This window comes from Klebsiella sp. FDAARGOS_511 (assembly GCF_003812845.1).
GTDB lineage: Bacteria > Pseudomonadota > Gammaproteobacteria > Enterobacterales > Enterobacteriaceae > Klebsiella > Klebsiella grimontii.
Window position 1 is genome coordinate 2832724 of sequence record NZ_CP033824.1, and the last position, 16333, is coordinate 2849056.

At 55.3% G+C, this 16333-nt stretch carries 17 protein-coding genes and 2 pseudogenes; 6 read left to right on the forward strand and 13 right to left on the reverse strand.

Translation table 11 applies throughout. From position 1 onward, the window contains the following. Positions 1 to 25: 25 nt before the first annotated feature. From EGY08_RS14580 to EGY08_RS14595, 4 genes and pseudogenes are all read right to left on the reverse strand, one after another. The gene (locus tag EGY08_RS14580) at positions 26 to 1021 is read right to left on the reverse strand and encodes a substrate-binding domain-containing protein (RefSeq protein WP_004127172.1); all 996 of its coding nucleotides are present in this window, start codon (positions 1019 to 1021) and stop codon (positions 26 to 28) included. A gap of 107 nt (positions 1022 to 1128) precedes the next feature. Further along, positions 1129 to 1323 (reverse strand): annotated as a pseudogene (locus EGY08_RS14585) (MFS transporter); the annotation flags it as partial. Beyond that, a pseudogene (locus EGY08_RS14590) lies at positions 1319 to 1731 on the reverse strand (DeoR family transcriptional regulator); the annotation flags it as partial. The pseudogenes EGY08_RS14585 and EGY08_RS14590, both read right to left, overlap by 5 nt. A gap of 229 nt (positions 1732 to 1960) precedes the next feature. Then, positions 1961 to 2509 (reverse strand): helix-turn-helix domain-containing protein, encoded by a 549-nt coding sequence (locus tag EGY08_RS14595; RefSeq protein ID WP_123828609.1) that lies wholly within the window; start codon positions 2507 to 2509, stop codon positions 1961 to 1963. Between the two features lie 100 nt (positions 2510 to 2609). Between EGY08_RS14595 and EGY08_RS14600 the strand changes: the two genes are divergently transcribed. Next, positions 2610 to 3269, forward strand: coding sequence for an AzlC family ABC transporter permease (locus EGY08_RS14600; RefSeq protein ID WP_004127164.1), 660 nt, complete (start codon positions 2610 to 2612; stop codon positions 3267 to 3269). After that, positions 3269 to 3592, forward strand: coding sequence for an AzlD domain-containing protein (locus EGY08_RS14605; protein WP_123828610.1), 324 nt, complete (start codon positions 3269 to 3271; stop codon positions 3590 to 3592). Before EGY08_RS14600 ends, EGY08_RS14605 begins: the two co-directional genes overlap by 1 nt. Before the next feature lie 90 nt (positions 3593 to 3682). On the opposite strand, the gene EGY08_RS14610 is transcribed toward EGY08_RS14605, so the two are convergent. The 9 genes from EGY08_RS14610 to fdhD form a co-directional block, all read right to left on the reverse strand. Next, positions 3683 to 4237, reverse strand: a complete 555-nt coding sequence (locus EGY08_RS14610; RefSeq protein WP_004127162.1) for an AAA family ATPase — start codon at positions 4235 to 4237, stop codon at positions 3683 to 3685. After that, entirely contained in the window at positions 4234 to 4671 is a 438-nt protein-coding gene (locus EGY08_RS14615; RefSeq protein ID WP_004127161.1) for a PTS sugar transporter subunit IIA, read from the reverse strand. The genes EGY08_RS14610 and EGY08_RS14615 overlap by 4 nt, the downstream gene beginning before the upstream one ends. Positions 4672 to 4680: 9 nt before the next feature. Beyond that, positions 4681 to 4950 (reverse strand): hypothetical protein, encoded by a 270-nt coding sequence (locus EGY08_RS14620; RefSeq protein ID WP_004127160.1) that lies wholly within the window; start codon positions 4948 to 4950, stop codon positions 4681 to 4683. A 56-nt stretch (positions 4951 to 5006) separates the two neighbouring features. Next, positions 5007 to 5849 carry a class II fructose-bisphosphate aldolase gene (locus tag EGY08_RS14625; RefSeq protein WP_032741988.1) on the reverse strand — a complete coding sequence of 281 codons (843 nt, stop codon included), beginning with the start codon at positions 5847 to 5849 and terminating at the stop codon, positions 5007 to 5009. Next, positions 5836 to 7203, reverse strand: coding sequence for a PTS sugar transporter subunit IIC (locus EGY08_RS14630; RefSeq protein WP_123828611.1), 1368 nt, complete (start codon positions 7201 to 7203; stop codon positions 5836 to 5838). Before EGY08_RS14630 ends, EGY08_RS14625 begins: the two co-directional genes overlap by 14 nt. Further along, entirely contained in the window at positions 7196 to 7510 is a 315-nt protein-coding gene (locus tag EGY08_RS14635) for a PTS sugar transporter subunit IIB (protein WP_004127154.1), read from the reverse strand. The genes EGY08_RS14630 and EGY08_RS14635 overlap by 8 nt, the downstream gene beginning before the upstream one ends. An 11-nt stretch (positions 7511 to 7521) precedes the next feature. Further along, positions 7522 to 8502: a 6-phosphofructokinase gene (locus EGY08_RS14640; RefSeq protein WP_049113461.1), complete on the reverse strand. Its 981-nt coding sequence runs from the start codon at positions 8500 to 8502 to the stop codon at positions 7522 to 7524. A 499-nt stretch (positions 8503 to 9001) separates the two neighbouring features. Next, positions 9002 to 9214, reverse strand: a complete 213-nt coding sequence (locus tag EGY08_RS14645) for a YdgH/BhsA/McbA-like domain containing protein (protein WP_004127125.1) — start codon at positions 9212 to 9214, stop codon at positions 9002 to 9004. Positions 9215 to 9342: 128 nt separating this feature from the next. Further along, complete coding sequence (gene fdhD, locus EGY08_RS14650) at positions 9343 to 10179, reverse strand: formate dehydrogenase accessory sulfurtransferase FdhD (protein ID WP_123828612.1); 837 nt, start codon at positions 10177 to 10179, stop codon at positions 9343 to 9345. Positions 10180 to 10335: 156 nt separating this feature from the next. Here fdhD and fdnG point away from each other — a divergent pair, with 156 nt between their 5' ends. The 4 genes from fdnG to fdhE all read left to right on the forward strand — a co-directional run bounded on the left by fdnG (position 10336) and on the right by fdhE (position 16205). Continuing rightward, positions 10336 to 13386, forward strand: a complete 3051-nt coding sequence (gene fdnG, locus EGY08_RS14660; RefSeq protein WP_120787575.1) for a formate dehydrogenase-N subunit alpha — start codon at positions 10336 to 10338, stop codon at positions 13384 to 13386. Between the two features lie 12 nt (positions 13387 to 13398). After that, positions 13399 to 14301 carry a formate dehydrogenase subunit beta gene (gene fdxH, locus EGY08_RS14665; RefSeq protein ID WP_004122548.1) on the forward strand — a complete coding sequence of 301 codons (903 nt, stop codon included), beginning with the start codon at positions 13399 to 13401 and terminating at the stop codon, positions 14299 to 14301. Next, the gene (gene fdoI, locus EGY08_RS14670; RefSeq protein ID WP_004127119.1) at positions 14298 to 14933 is read left to right on the forward strand and encodes a formate dehydrogenase cytochrome b556 subunit; all 636 of its coding nucleotides are present in this window, start codon (positions 14298 to 14300) and stop codon (positions 14931 to 14933) included. Before fdxH ends, fdoI begins: the two co-directional genes overlap by 4 nt. A 342-nt stretch (positions 14934 to 15275) precedes the next feature. After that, a complete protein-coding gene (gene fdhE, locus EGY08_RS14675) occupies positions 15276 to 16205 on the forward strand; it encodes a formate dehydrogenase accessory protein FdhE (protein WP_004127117.1) in 930 nt (309 codons plus the stop codon). The last annotated feature ends 128 nt before the right edge of the window (positions 16206 to 16333 follow it).

The following is a 16333-nucleotide window of genomic DNA, read 5'->3' on the forward strand; positions in this document are numbered from 1 at the left end:
GGAAATTAATCTGAGGTGCGGGAAATCAGGCGGTTTCGCCGGGGATGAATTCAGGCTGCCAAAGTACCTGGAGCGAGGCCAGATCGTCGCCGGCGATTAAGCGGCGGACCATGCTGGCTATCTGGCGGCCAACGCCCTGACGAGTGGACTGAACCACCGCGCCCACCGGGGTCTCGATGATGCTGTCCTGCGGTAGGCCATCGTAAACCACCAGTGAGACGCGATCGGAACCGGTAAGACGTCCAAGCTGCGACAGGGCCATCGCTGCGCCGTCGCCGTGAGTGTTGCAATCGGTGACAATCGCCGTTGGCGGTTCGGGCAAGCGCAGCAGTTCCATGGTTGCCTGAAACCCGCCGCGGCGGGTGGGCGGCACGCTGCGCAGCCAGGTTTCAGTAAGGCCCGCCTCGCGCAGCGCCTGTAGATAACCGTTGCGGCGCTGGGTAATAAACGCCTGATTGTTATTTTCGCTCAGCAGCGCGATGCGCCGGTGCCCCTGGCTAATCAGGTGGCGGGTGGCGCGATACGTTCCCGCCTGGTTATCGAAATCAAACCAGGCGTAGGGCTGCGGCAGGCGGCTGCGGCCCAGCGCCAGAAAAGGAAAGCCGGCGGAGAGGAGTTGAATCAGACGCGGGTCGTCATCCAGCGTATGCGCGACGATAAGCGCATCGACGCGACGGCTCTGCACCATACGCATATAGCCGTGCTTATCGGCCTGTTCATCATCGGCAATCAGCAATAAATCAATCTCGTAGCGCGCCAGTTCGTGGCTGATTTCGCCCACCATTTCAAGAAAGACGTTGTTATTCAGCGGCGCGGGGCGCACGGGGAAAACGAGGCCGACGGCGTCGATTTTGCCCATCTTCAGGCGACGCGCGAAAGTGTTGGGTCGATATCCGCGGCGCTGGGCTTCCGCTTCCACGCGGGCGCGCGTCTCCTGCGACACGTCGTCATAGCCGTTTAACGCGCGGCTGACGGTTGTTACCGAGATCCCAAGTTCTTTAGCAATGGCTTTCAGCGACATATGTATGCCTGTCTTCGCGGAAGAATGCGGTTAGTGTCCCGCAATACGGGCATGGCGTCCAGCAACAGCGACAAAGCGTCGTTCGGCGCTTTGTTCTGAGTAAAAAACTACTGCGTCAGCGGCTTACGCACAAAGAAGCCATAGAGACAGGCGCCAAGAAACAGCAGGCAGCCGCCGAGAATAAAGACATTGGTGAACTGACCGGTAGCATCAAGGATAATCCCGGTGATCACCGGCGCCAGCGCTGCTCCCAGAAAACCGCCAAAGTTCTGGATAGCACCGAGAGAAGCGACCTGCTCTTCCCTCCGGCCCCAGACTGCTACCCAGCGCCATTAGCGACTCACCGCCTCGCGGGAAGCGTTCAACCTTAGCCACAATGTCAACGTTGAACGAGCCAAATACACCTACCTTTCCCTGCATAACTTTTCCTTTTTGTCGCTCATCGCCTGGTGATTTACGGTGATTAAGAGGTTGCAGCAGCACCTCGAAACTATCGCCGGTTTCAGAAATAAGTTCCGCCTGCAAACTACGGCGCGAAATAATTGCTCCGCCATAACAGCGCTGCACCAAACCCATCGCTGCAAGAGTATTTAAATCACTGCGAATCGTTTCTTTTGTAACATTAAATAAGCAGAAAAATAATTAACACAACCACGCTCATGTTCATCTAAATATCGTAAAATAGACATCCTACGTTCTTCAAGAAACATAATTAACCCCAATATCACCGTTGCAGTATACAAACCACTTAAGGGTGGAAGAGTGACATCAATCCCATGTTTCCAGACGAAACAGAAGCAAACAAAAATGAAGAAAAAGAATAAACGGAAAAGCGATATTCCCGGCTCTATAAGGAGTAAAATAATATATGAGTCATTAATATATATAACGGTATAACATTCTGCGTATTACGAATAAATGCGCAGAATGTTATTAAATTTAGTTTTGCTCGGCAATCAGCAGCGCCTGGGTGTCCGGCTCCAGCGCCTGGAAAACGTGCTGCCGATCGGCGGGATAGCAGATGTAATCGCCTTCCCTCAGTTCTTCCGGCGCTTCCGTCAGGCCGACCCGCGCGCGCCCCTGGGTGACAATAATATGCTCCACCGAACCCGGCGGATGGGGATGGGAAATGCGGTCTGCGCCCGGCTGGGTCAGCAGAAGATAGATATCGCGCCGAGCGCCCGGCGGGCAGGCGGCCAGCAAAATCGCCTGATAGTTTGCCTGCTCGGCGACCACCTTCGTCCCCTCACCGCGGCGGATCACCTGCGTGGTGTTGGCCTGCGGCTCCAGCAGCCGGGCAAAGGGAATATCAAGGGCCACGCACAGCGCCCAGAGGGTTTCCAGGCTCGGGTTGCCGTTGCCGGACTCCAACTGCGATAACGTTGATTTGGCAATTCCCGCCCGCCGCGCAACTTCAGCAAGGGAAAGGCCAGTGCGCGCGCGTTCACGTACCAGGCTTTTGGCAATCAGGCTAATTGGCTGAGTCATCCAGCCCTCCGTGTTTTTTATAACGAACGTTTCGTTCGTCTTGAAATGCGATTCGGTTGCGTTCATTATAATGGAAAATCGTTCGATATGGCTAAAGAGTATGAAACAGCACTTCGCCAGTCTTAAAGGCGACACCCTCAGAGCAATTGTTTTAGTCTGCCTCGCGGTAGGTATCGTCGGGATGTCCTACGGCTCGCTGGCCGTCGCCTATGGTTTCCCGATTTGGGTCCCCTTTGTGCTTTCGGTTTGCGTCCTGGCGGGGGCTTCAGAGTTTATGTTTATCGGCATTGTCGCCAGCGGCGGCAACCCGCTGGCTGCGGCGGCGGCCGGGCTGCTGGTTAACGCACGGCATATTCCCTTCGGCGTGACGGTTCGCGATCTGGTCGGCCAGCGCGCCGCCAGCTTCCTCGGCTGCCATATTATGAACGATGAAAGCGTAGTGTTTGGTCTGTCGCAGAAAACCCCCGAGCAGCGGCGGGCCGCCTACTGGCTGTGCGGTCTGGGCGTGGCGCTGATCTGGCCGTTGGGGGCGCTCCTGGGCGCGGGGGTCGGCAAACTGCTCCCGGCCCCGGAAACCATTGGCCTCGATGCGGTATTCCCGGCGATTCTGCTGGCGCTGGTTGTGCCAGCCTTTAAAAACCGCACCACGCTGATCCGCGCCTGCAGCGGAGCGGCCCTGTCGCTGGCCGCCGTGCCTTTCGCACCGGTTGGCCTGCCGGTTTTGCTGTCGCTATTTGGCCTGCTGACGAGGAAAAAATAATGGGCAATATGACGCTATTTATCGCCGGTATTACGATTCTGTCGCTGGGCACCTACTTAATGCGTTTAGGCGGAGCGAAGCTCGGCAGCCGGCTGGCGTTTTCCGAGCGCTCCCAGGCCCTGCTCTCCGATGCGGCAACGGTGCTGCTCTTTTCCGTAGCGCTGGCGACCACCTTTTACGAGGGCGAACATTTTGCCGGGATGGCGCGGGTACTGGGCGTTGGCCTGGCCGTGTTCCTCGCCTGGCGCAAGATGCCGCTGATCGTGGTGATTATCGCCGCCGCCGTGGCGACGGCGCTGCTGCGGATGGCGGGTATCGCCTGACCCGGCCTACGAAACCCGAAATATCAAATAACTACGCAATTCCTGTAGGCCGCGAAAACGAAGCGCCGCCGGGCAGCTGCAGTTAAGGACCTACTGCATTTGTACTTCGAGCCAACGGATAACAGGCGCCATATCCAGCGGTTTTTGCTGATCGACGGTAAACACCGGCCCCAGCCGCATGGGTTCCGCCCGCTGCGCCAGCTGGGCCAGCTCAGGGAGATACTCTTCGCCCGGGTGCCCCGGCCTGCGATCCTGCAACCGGCTGGCATAACGCGACACCGCAAGCTCGGGCGAGATGCGGTTCCAGATCTCCAGAACCTTTTCAACGCCTGCTAGCTGCAGCTGCCGCTGCAACGTTTCGCGCGGCTGAAAACCAAACCAGGCGTCAATTAACCAGATACAGCCTGCCGGAGCGTGGCCGACGATCGACCAGATGACTTCATAAGCGGCGCAGCCCAGCTGCCGGTTGAAAGATCTGTCGATTTCGCTAAAGCACGCCATAAACGGCTCTTTAATACCGTCGATAGTCAGCTGCGGCAGATTGAAGGTTGCCGATAGCTGCCTGGTGACGGTGCTTTTGCCCGAGGCGGGAATGCCGTTAATTAAAATCACCGTTTTGCAGCCGGGTGTGAGATGTCTGTTCATAACAACGCGACGACCTCCTCTCTGCTGCTGGCGGCGCGCAGCTTCGCCATGGTCTCGTTATTATCGAGCAGGGCGATAATCGCCCGAATGCCCTCCTCAATATGGGCATTGCTGTCCCGCGCGCCGAACATAATGACAATATCCGCCTTCTCGCTATTGGCAAAATGAATCGGCTTATCTAACACGACCAGGCTAAAACAGTTGCGCCTGACGCCGCATTCCGGCCTGGCGTGGGGGATGGCGACGCCTTCATCGAAAACGTAATAGGCGCCATGGTTCAGGGTATTATCGATTACCGCCTGACCGTAATCCGCCGAGATATACCCTTTCGCGACCAGCGGGCTGGCCGCCAGATGGATCACTTTCTGCCAGTCGGACTCGGTGACGCCGACCTGAATCGCATCGGCCTCAATAAGCAGTTCTTTTATCGTCATTATCACTTCCTATATATTACGGCGAATAATGTTACGTAACTCATCAATGCGTATAAAAAGCGCATCGATTTCCTCGCGATGCGTATGACTTTTGGCATAGACCGACAACGCCCGGTTATACATCAGCATTAAGGCTTTCTGTATTTCACCATTAGCCGGGTTGCCCTGTAGTTCCGCTTCCAGTCTGGCTATTTCCCCCGCCAGCTGACGGGACTGTTCGTCATAATCCTGCGGGGGTTGATTCTCTTTTTTCCACAACGTTTTCAAAGATTCAAACATAGCGAGCTCCTCCCTGACGGACAGCAGGGCAACAAAATAAGGTTTAAAATAAGCTTTTATTTAAACAGAGCGATTTTTTCCATTAATACATTGGTGACCGCGTTATTCGCCGGAATTAAAAATTTGCGTACGCTGTCGTTCACTTTGCCTTTTTCAAAGGTGGTTTTACAGCGATCGACCCACTGGACGTTCATTTCAGTGCCGACATTCACTTTGTTAATGCCTTCAGTGACGGCCTGGCGCATATCTTCATCGCTGACGCCGGTACCGCCGTGCAGCACTAACGGCACGCCGGTCGCGGCGCTAATCTCTTTTAGCCGCTGATGCTGGATTTGCGCCTTGCCGGTATACAGGCCGTGCACCGTGCCCACGGAGACCGCCAGCATATCCACCCGGGTCTCCTCCACAAAGCGTTTGGCGTCCTCCACCGTGGTGAAGCAGATATCCTCCGCGGCCACGGCTTTGCCGTCTTCCGATCCGCCGATCGCCCCCAGCTCGCCTTCTACCGTGATATTCCGCGGGCGCGCCATCTCCACCACGATGCGGGTGTTGCCGATATTCTCCTCCAGATCCAGATGGGAGCCGTCGTACATCACTGATGTAAATCCGGCATCCATGGCCGTTTCAATGGCGCTAATATCAGAGCAGTGATCCAGGTGCAGGCAGGTCGGCACGTCTTCACTTTCCGCTAATGAACGAACCGCATCCACCAGTAAACGATAGCCGAGATATTCCGCAGTCCCGGTAGAGATTTGAATCATTAATGGGCTATCGCTTTGTTGCGCCGCTTTAAAAAAGGCGGGCAGCATTTCAATACAGTGCAAATTAAATGAGCCAATGGCTTTAAAATCTCTTTCCTGCGCAATTTTCAGAATAGCGTTGAAGTTATACAGACTCATGAACATTTTCCCCTTTCGGCTTAGCTGATTTACCGTTTACGAACCATGCCAGTGCGGCAACAAAAACAATGAACAGGGCGACAAATAGCCAGTTATTCTGGAAGGCGTGGCCTAATACCAGACCGGAACTAATGACGTCCGAATCGCTGAAGGTGACGCCGGTAAAACCGTAGCTTTCCAGCATCGGTACCAAAATGGCGGGCAGGAAGGTGATAAACAGGCCGTGGATCACGCCGCCAATCATCGCCCCGCGGCGGCCGCCCAGCGCGTTGCCGAAGACGCCCGCCGTCCCCCCGGCAAAGAAGTTGGTTAACAGGCCGGGCAGGATCATCGCCAGGCCAAACATGGGAAACACCAGCATGCCGATGATGGAACCGACGGTGGTCGCCAGGAAGCCGACGATCACCGCGTTAGGCGCATAGGGGAACAGCACTGGGCAATCCAGCGCAGGCTTAGCGTCCGGGACAATGCGCATCGCAATCCCGCGAAATGCCGGCACCAGCTCGTTGAGCAACAGACGCACGCCGCTGTAGAGAACGAATACCCCCGCCACAAACTGAATGGACTGCATAAAGGCGTACATCAGGTAGTTAATGCCGTTGGAGAACTGCGCGATATATTCCGGACCCGCCGCAACCGCGGGAATGAGGTACATCGGCACCATCACTACCGCCATCGCGAGATAGGTATCCTGAAGAAACTTAAAGTTATCTGGTAATTCAAGATCTTCCGTTGAGCGGGATCCTTTACCCACCACTTTAGCAACCGCCGCCTGCACCAGATAGCCGATAGTGCAGAAGTGCCCCAGCGCCACGTCATCGGAACCGGTGATGCGCCTGACCACCGGTTGCGCCAGGGCAGGCATCAGTACCGCCATCACGCCGCCGAAAATACCGCCAGTTAAAATCAGCGGAAGCCCGGTCAGCCCGGCTTTATAGCCAATCACCGCGCCGATAGTCGCCATCCACAGCAGCGCCTGGCCGGTCAGAAAAATATATTTAAGCGGCGTCAGGCGGGCGATAATGATATTGACGGCAAAAATCACCATCAGGGTCAACGCAACTTCGGAACCTAATTCACGGTTGGCTAATCCGGCAATAGCGGCGACATCGGTAATGTAGCCTTTCATGCCAAATCCCTGCGTGAAAATATCGTTAAGGAACGTTAGCGTGGCGACAATAATGTTGATCCCGGCCATCATAATTAAGAAACCGAGCAGCGTTTTAAACGTTCCTTCCGCCGTTTTACCCGCTGATTTTTTTTGCAAAATTAGGCCCAACATCGCAATAAATGCAATTAATATCGATGACTGGCCGAGTAAATCTTTGACAATAAACTCTACAAAGCTATTCATAGTCCGCTACCTTCAGATTACGTTCTTTTAAGAATGCGACGATCTTTGCCTCAATTTCGTCTTTATCCGTCAGCTTATGCAGTACCACTACGCGTTTAATTTCCTCCTCACTGGCATCCGCCGTTAATATATCGGCAAAGGTTTTTTGCGTCAGAATCATATCTGATTTAAACGCCCCGGCTTCAGAAATAGTGGTATGTTCAATCTGTGCTGGAATCTCCAGCTTCTTTAAAACCGCCTTCGCCGTCATTTCAATGGCAAAGCTTGAACCGAGGCCGCAGCCACATACGCATAGAATTTTCAGCATGTAGGGTCTCCTCAAATTATATTGAGTTGTTTGGCAAGTTTATAATGATGTCCTTCAGTATCGACCAGACGTTTTTTCATACTAATTAAATCAATCGGAATAGGTTTGTTACTTGAATTAATTATAATGGCTTTATTTTTCATCCCTGACTGAATGCAACGAACCACTTCACTGGCCATAATCGTGCCCTGGTAAATCTCTTCGCAGGTCGGATCGCCATTGCGCAAACCGTAGCCAACGATAGTTTTACGAATACGCACGCCAATTTGCGGTTCGAGCTGCTTAATCATGGTATCAATGGCTCCCTGAAATCCGGGAGAGTATTCCCTGGTGTAGCCTTCAGAGCACAGGATCACCACGCTGTTCTGCTGTGTCAGCTTATGCTTCACCCGCTCGGCCAGCGTTTCCAACGGCAGCTGCGATTCCGGGATCAGGGCGACATCGGCGTTACTTTTTATCGCGGATTGCAACGTTAGCTCTCCACAATACCCGCCCAGAATTTCAACCATAAAGACGCGGCCCGGTAATGCTCTTCCGGTATTTCTTAAGCGGGAAACCTCTTTAATAATCTGCTCGCAGGCGGTGGAGAAACCAATCGTATAATCACTGCCGTATACATCATTATCGATAGTCATCCCGACGCCAAAGCAATTGATATCAAATTCACTCAGCGTATTGAGAAACTGCAGGCTACCGTCGCCGCCAGCCATAATCAGCACATCAATGCGCAGTGATTTAATTTTTTTGGCTATTGTTTCATATTCACTACGCAGCAATCGACGGCTGGTGCGCCCGGAGGTAATGATCGGAATTGAGGCAATGGAGAAATCGACCAGATCCCGCCAGGCCACCTCCTGATGGTTTTTATCCAACAGCCCGGGAATTCCACCATTAAAAATAGTGATATCGGCATTCGCCAGTCTGGCGATCTGGAATATAAAATTATTAATTCCTGAAACATCGCCGCCGCTAATAACAATGCCAATTTTCATTGCCCATCTCCGCTGTTTTGCTTGCCCACATTTTTCCCTGAGTTCAAGGGCATTATTTGCAAGGGAGATCACAATATGCTGATAAATCTCTGCCAGCCTAATATTGACAGTGGTTTTATTAGCCTGACTTTTGTGATCAAAATCTCTTTTATAAAATGAGATCGTCTTAACAGTTCTCTTTTTATTTTCTTTTAGATCATCAGGTTACTTGAGGAGATAATTTCGCCGGCGGGCTGCCCCTTTTCACCTTTAAGCCCAGCGATAATGAAAAGGCGGAAATGTGATAAATAGCGCATTTTTTTGCGTTAGGAAGGTTCACGACATTCTCATCTATTACCTGCCTTCTTGTATGGGCCCAGGCGCAAAACTGCATTCAACCTGTTTTGATTCTGATATTGCCGCCCCTCATAGCAAAGGTGCCAGCGTTAAGCCCCCGGGGAATAAATCTTAGATACAAAAAAAGCGCCCCTTGGGCGCTCTTTCGACAGTAGCTTTACGCTTATTTATTCAGTTCCGCAGTCATGTGCACGCGGTTACCGGTAAACGCTTCGGTAATTTTGTAAGACGATGCGCCTGCGGCCTGGGCCTGAGCGGCGATTTTCGCTTCCGCACCGTCCATCGTTGCGGCGGTTGCGGTCACGGTTTCCGCAGCGAAGGAACCAAAAGAAGCGGCCAGAGCGATAACTGCGACAAAAGTTTTGATGCTTTTCATGATATAAACCCTTTACGTTAGTTGTTTGAATAAGGCGCCGTGCCTTGATGTGATAAATAGTAGCTCGCACATCGCCAAACATAAAGCGGAAGGATTTGCTGTCATCATTCAAAAAAATTGACTTAAATTTAACCCGCGATTAACCGCTGCGGATGCGTGTAAACGGTCGCCCTGCCCGGCTTGCAGAATCCCCCCAGCGTCAGGTTACAGCGCTCGGCAACGTCAACCGCCAGCGTGGTCGCGGCAGAGACCGCAAAGAGGATTTCCACCCCGCACATAGCTGCCTTCTGCACCATCTCATAGCTGGCGCGGCTGGAGACCAGTGCCGCGCCGTTCTGCCAGGCGCCTTCTGACTCCGCGCGGTGTCCCAGCAGTTTGTCCAGCGCCACGTGGCGACCAACATCTTCATGGCCGCCCGCGAGCTCGCCGGAAGGACTAACCCAGGCCGCGGCATGAGTACAGCCGGTAAGGCGGCCTATCGGCTGAAAATCATGCAGGTGCGCCAACGCGCGATCGAGATTCGCCAGATCGAACGCTTGGGTAAAGGGTAGCGGCTGTACGGGCTTGCCGATATCGTTGAGCTGCTCAACGCCGCATACGCCACAGCCGGTGCGCCCGGCTAGCGCGCGACGGCGCTCTTTCAGCCCCATAAAGCGGCGGCTGGAAAGCTCGATTTGCACTTCCAGGCCGTTACAGGCCTGAATGACGTCCATACCATAAATCTCGCCCCGGTTTTCGATAATCCCTTCGGATAAGGAAAAGCCGACGGCGAACTGCGCCAGGTCTTTCGGCGTCGCCATCATCACCACGTGCGAGATGCCGTTATAGACCAGCGCAACGGGTACCTCTTCAGCTAACTCGTCTGGCTGAGGATGTTGCAAATTTTGGCGCTTCCAGAGCGATACCTGGCGATAACCTGTGATATCAATCACATTTTCGATTTGTTCAAGAGGCTTCTTGTTCACTTTGTCTTAACCGTATTGGAACAGGCATACACACAATGTGGTATTCTGTTTATATCCCTTCGGGAACGAGGGAAATTACCCCTAATTCTGAACCTTTGCGGCTCTTACCGCAAAGCAAATAACTATACGTGACAATGTCGAAACAAGGAGCAAACCATGCAGGTCAGCAGAAGGCAGTTCTTTAAGATCTGCGCTGGCGGTATGGCAGGAACCACGGCGGCGGCGCTGGGCTTTGCGCCCGGTTTAGCGCTCGCGGAAACACGGCAGTACAAGCTGCTGCGCACCCGCGAAACCCGTAACACCTGCACTTACTGTTCCGTTGGCTGTGGGCTGTTAATGTACAGCCTCGGCGACGGCGCAAAAAATGCCAAAGCGTCTATCTTCCATATCGAAGGTGACCCGGACCATCCGGTCAACCGTGGCGCGCTCTGCCCTAAAGGGGCCGGACTGGTGGACTTTATCCACTCCGAAAGTCGCCTGAAATTTCCAGAATACCGTGCGCCAGGCTCCGATAAATGGCAGCAAATCAGCTGGGATGAAGCGTTCGACCGCATCGCTAAGCTGATGAAAGAGGACCGAGACGCCAACTTTGTCGCGCAGAATAGCGAAGGCACCACCGTCAACCGCTGGCTGACCACCGGTATGCTGTGCGCCTCCGCCTCCAGTAACGAAACCGGTTATTTAACCCAGAAATTTACCCGCGCGCTCGGTATGCTCGCGGTCGACAACCAGGCGCGCGTCTGACACGGACCAACGGTAGCAAGTCTTGCTCCAACATTTGGTCGCGGTGCGATGACCAACCACTGGGTCGACATCAAAAACGCCAATCTCGTGGTGGTGATGGGCGGCAACGCCGCTGAAGCACACCCGGTTGGATTCCGCTGGGCGATGGAAGCCAAGATTCACAACGGCGCGAAGCTGATTGTGATCGATCCGCGCTTTACGCGTACCGCGGCGGTGGCTGATTTCTATACCCCAATTCGTTCCGGTACTGACATTACCTTCCTGTCAGGCGTCATCCTGTACCTGCTGAACAATGAAAAAATCAACCGTGAATATACCGAAGCCTATACCAACGCCAGCCTGATCGTGCGTGAAGATTACAGCTTTGAAGACGGTTTGTTCAGCGGCTACGACGCCGAAGCCCGCAAGTACGATAAAACGTCCTGGAACTATGAGCTGGATGAAAACGGCTTTGCCAAACGCGATACCACGCTGCAGCATCCGCGCTGCGTATGGAACCTGCTGAAGCAGCACGTTTCCCGCTATACGCCGGAAGTTGTCGAAAACATCTGCGGAACGCCAAAAGCTGACTTCCTCAAAGTCTGCGAGTACATCGCGGAAACCAGCGCGCACGATAAAACCGCGTCATTCCTGTACGCGCTGGGCTGGACGCAGCACTCCATCGGCGCGCAGAACATTCGCACCATGGCGATGATCCAGCTGCTGCTCGGCAATATGGGCATGGCGGGCGGTGGCGTAAACGCCCTGCGCGGCCACTCCAATATTCAGGGTCTCACCGACCTGGGGCTGCTGTCGCAGAGCCTGCCTGGCTATATGACGCTGCCGAGCGAGAAACAGACTGACCTGCAAACCTACCTCGCCGCCAACACGCCGAAACCGCTGTTGAAGGACCAGGTGAACTACTGGGGTAATTACCCGAAATTCTTCGTCTCCATGATGAAGGCCTTCTTTGGCGATAAAGCCACGGCGGAAAACAGCTGGGGCTTTGACTGGCTGCCGAAGTGGGATAAGGGCTACGACGTCCTGCAATACTTCGAGATGATGAACCAGGGCAAAGTGAACGGCTATATCTGCCAGGGCTTTAACCCGGTAGCCTCGTTCCCGAACAAAAACAAGGTTGTCGCGTCGCTGTCGAAGCTGAAGTTCCTGGTGACCATCGACCCGCTCAACACCGAAACATCCACCTTCTGGCAAAACCACGGGGAGTCGAACGACGTCGATCCGACAAAAATCCAGACCGAAGTGTTCCGCCTGCCGTCCACCTGCTTCGCCGAAGAGAACGGTTCTATCGTCAACTCCGGCCGCTGGCTGCAGTGGCACTGGAAAGGCGCGGACGCCCCGGGGATTGCGACCACCGACGGTGAGATCCTCGCCGGTATCTTCTTACGGCTGCGCAAGATGTACGCCGAACAGGGCGGACCGGCGCCGGAACCGGTGCTGAACATGACGTGGAACTACGCCACGCCGCATGAACCAGCGTCGGAAGAAGTGGCGATGGAGAGCAACGGCAAGGCGCTGGCAGACATTATCGACCCGGCAACCGGGGCGGTGATTGTCAAGAAGGGCCAGCAGCTCAGCTCATTTGCGCAGCTGCGCGATGACGGCACCACCTCCAGCGGCTGCTGGATCTTCGCCGGTAGCTGGACGCCTGACGGCAACCAGATGGCGCGTCGCGATAACGCCGATCCGTCTGGCCTCGGCAATACGCTGGGCTGGGCATGGGCGTGGCCGCTCAACCGCCGCATTCTGTATAACCGCGCCTCCGCGGACCCGCAGGGTAAACCGTGGGATCCGAAGCGCCAGCTCCTGAAATGGGACGGCGCGAAGTGGGGCGGCGTGGACATTCCAGACTACAGCGCCGCAGCGCCGGACAGCGATGTCGGACCGTTCATCATGCAGCCGGAAGGGATGGGGCGTCTGTTCGCTATCGATAAGATGGCGGAAGGGCCGTTCCCGGAACACTACGAGCCGTTTGAAACGCCGCTGGGCACTAACCCGCTGCACCCGAACGTGGTCTCGAACCCGGCCGCGCGCGTCTTTAAAGGCGACCTTGAGCAGATGGGCAAAGCGGATAAATTCCCTTACGTCGGCACCACTTACCGCCTGACCGAGCACTTCCACTACTGGACCAAGCACGCGCTGCTTAACGCCATCGCGCAGCCGGAACAATTCGTGGAGATCGGAGAGAAGCTGGCGAACAAGCTGGGCATCGCTCATGGCGATACCGTGAAGGTCTCCTCTAACCGCGGCTATATCAAAGCCAAGGCGGTGGTGACCAAGCGTATTCGCACGCTGAAAGCGGACGGTAAGGATATCGATACTATCGGTATTCCGATTCACTGGGGCTACGAAGGCGTGGCGAAGAAAGGGTTTATCGCCAATACCCTGACGCCGTTTGTCGGTGATGCGAACACGCAGACGCCGGAGTTCAAGGCTTTCCTCGTGAACGTGGAAAAGGCGTAACGGAGACGAATTATGGCTTATCAATCGCAAGACATTATCCGTCGTTCCGCGACTAACGGCTTCACCCCCGCGCCCCGCGCGCGGGACCACCAGGAAGAGGTGGCGAAGCTTATCGACGTCACCACCTGTATCGGCTGTAAAGCCTGCCAGGTGGCCTGTTCCGAGTGGAACGACATCCGGGATGAAGTCGGTCACAACGTCGGGGTGTACGATAACCCCGCCGACCTGACCGCCAAATCCTGGACCGTGATGCGCTTCTCGGAAGTGGAGCAGAACGACAAACTGGAGTGGCTCATCCGCAAGGATGGCTGTATGCACTGCGCCGACCCGGGCTGCCTGAAGGCCTGCCCGGCGGAAGGGGCGATCATTCAGTACGCCAACGGCATCGTCGACTTCCAGTCCGAGCAGTGCATCGGCTGTGGTTACTGCATCGCCGGCTGCCCGTTCAACGTGCCGCGCCTGAATCCGGAAGACAACCGCGTCTACAAATGCACGCTGTGCGTCGACCGCGTTAACGTTGGCCAGGAGCCGGCGTGCGTGAAAACCTGCCCGACCGGCGCTATCCACTTTGGCTCCAAAGAGGAGATGAAAACGCTGGCGGGCGAGCGCGTCGCCGAGCTGAAAACCCGCGGCTACGACAATGCGGGGCTGTACGATCCGGCCGGCGTTGGCGGCACGCACGTGATGTACGTGCTGCACCACGCCGACAAGCCGAACCTGTACCACGGCCTGCCGGAGAACCCGGAAATCAGCGCCACGGTTAAGTTCTGGAAAGGGATCTGGAAGCCTCTCGCGGCGGTCGGCTTTGCGGCCACCTTCGCCGCCAGCATCTTCCACTACGTCGGCGTCGGTCCGAACCGCGCGGAAGAGGAAGAGGACAATCTGGATGAAGAGAAAGACGAGGTGCGCAAATGAAAAGACGTGACACCATCGTGCGCTACACCGCGCCGGAGCGAATCAACCACTGGGTCACCGCCTTCTGCTTCGTGCTGGCGGCAGTGAGCGGACTGGGCTTTTTCTTCCCGTCCTTCAACTGGCTGATGCACATCATGGGCACCCCGCAGCTGGCGCGTATTCTGCACCCGTTCGTGGGCGTGATTATGTTTGCTTCGTTCATCATCATGTTCTTCCGCTACTGGCACCACAACCTGATCAACCGGGACGATATTTTCTGGGCGAAAAATATTCGCAAGATTGTCGTCAACGAGGAAGTGGGCGACACCGGGCGCTATAACTTCGGCCAGAAATGCGTGTTCTGGGCGGCGATTATCTTCCTGGTGCTGCTGCTGGTGAGCGGCGTGATCATCTGGCGTCCGTACTTTGCGCCGGCCTTCTCCATCCCGGTTATCCGCTTCGCGCTGATGCTGCACTCCTTCTCTGCGGTGGCGCTGATTGTGGTGATCATGGTGCATATTTACGCTGCGCTGTGGGTGAAGGGCACGATAACCGCAATGGTAGAAGGCTGGGTGACGAAGACCTGGGCGAAGAAACATCACCCGCGCTGGTATCGTGAAGTCCGCGAAAAGCAGGATAAGCGCCAGTCGTAGACCCGAGCGCGTTGTTCGTCTCTGAAATGGCGTCGTATATCGACGCCATTTTTTTGCGGATAACGTGCTGTTTTGACAACGTTAACCATAGTGCGCCGCAGGCCGGAGCGGCACGTTTCCCGGTTCGCTCAAGCCATGGCGCAGGGTGGCTAACCCCAACGGTGCATAGTCGGGGTTATCGATATCAGGTATCGTAACGCACACATTGCGATGTCGTGGGTATATCCCGTATACCAATTGCGGTTATCATTAATGACATCACCAGAGCGGGCGCGTGATGCCCGCCAAATCGCAGAGCGGACGCGACCATCGCCGAATCTGCTGAAACCAGGAAGTGACTGAATGAGCATTCGTATCATCCCGCAAGATGAGCTGGAAAAGAGCGAGAAACGCGCGACGGATATGATCCCGCCGTTGTTGTTTCCCCGGCTCAAAAATTTATATAACCGTCGCGCCGAACGCCTGCGCGAACTGGCTGAAAATAACCCGCTGGGCGATTACCTGCGCTTTGCCGCGCTTATCGCCCACGCGCAGGAAGTGGTGCTGTACGACCATCCGCTGCAGATGGATCTCACCGCGCGCATCAAAGAAGCGAACGACCAGGGTAAACCGCCGCTGGATATCCACGTTTTGCCGCGCGATAAGCACTGGCACAAGCTGCTGCATTCGCTGATTGCCGAACTGAAGCCGGAGATGAGCGGCCCGGCGCTGGCGGTCATTGAGAATCTGGAAAAAGCCTCCGAACAGGAGCTGGAACTGATGGCAAGCGCGCTATTTGCGTCCGATTTTGCCTCTGTCAGCAGCGATAAAGCGCCGTTTATCTGGGCCGCGCTCTCGCTCTATTGGGCGCAGATGGCCAGCTTGATCCCCGGAAAAGCCCGCGCTGAATATGGTGAACAGCGTCAGTTCTGCCCGGTTTGCGGCTCGATGCCGGTCTCCAGCATAGTGCAAATTGGTACCACACAGGGGCTGCGTTATCTGCACTGCAACCTGTGCGAAACCGAGTGGCACGTGGTGCGCGTGAAGTGCAGCAACTGCGAACAGACGCGCGATCTGCACTACTGGTCATTAGATAACGAGCAGTCGGCGATTAAGGCCGAAACCTGCGGCGACTGCGGTACCTACCTGAAGATTCTCTATCAGGAAAAAGACCCTAAAGTGGAAGCCGTCGCCGACGACCTCGCCTCGCTGGTACTGGACGCACGAATGGAACAAGAGGGCTTCGCCCGCAGCTCCATCAACCCGTTCCTGTTCCCTGGCGAAGGGGAATAACGACAGGTATCATGCCGGGTGGCGCCTGTCGCCCGGCTTACCATTGACAAGGCGTAATCGCTCCCGGTATGCCGGCAAACTTTTTGAGTTTGCGAGCCGCTTTCCAGAATCACTTCTCAACGAAAATC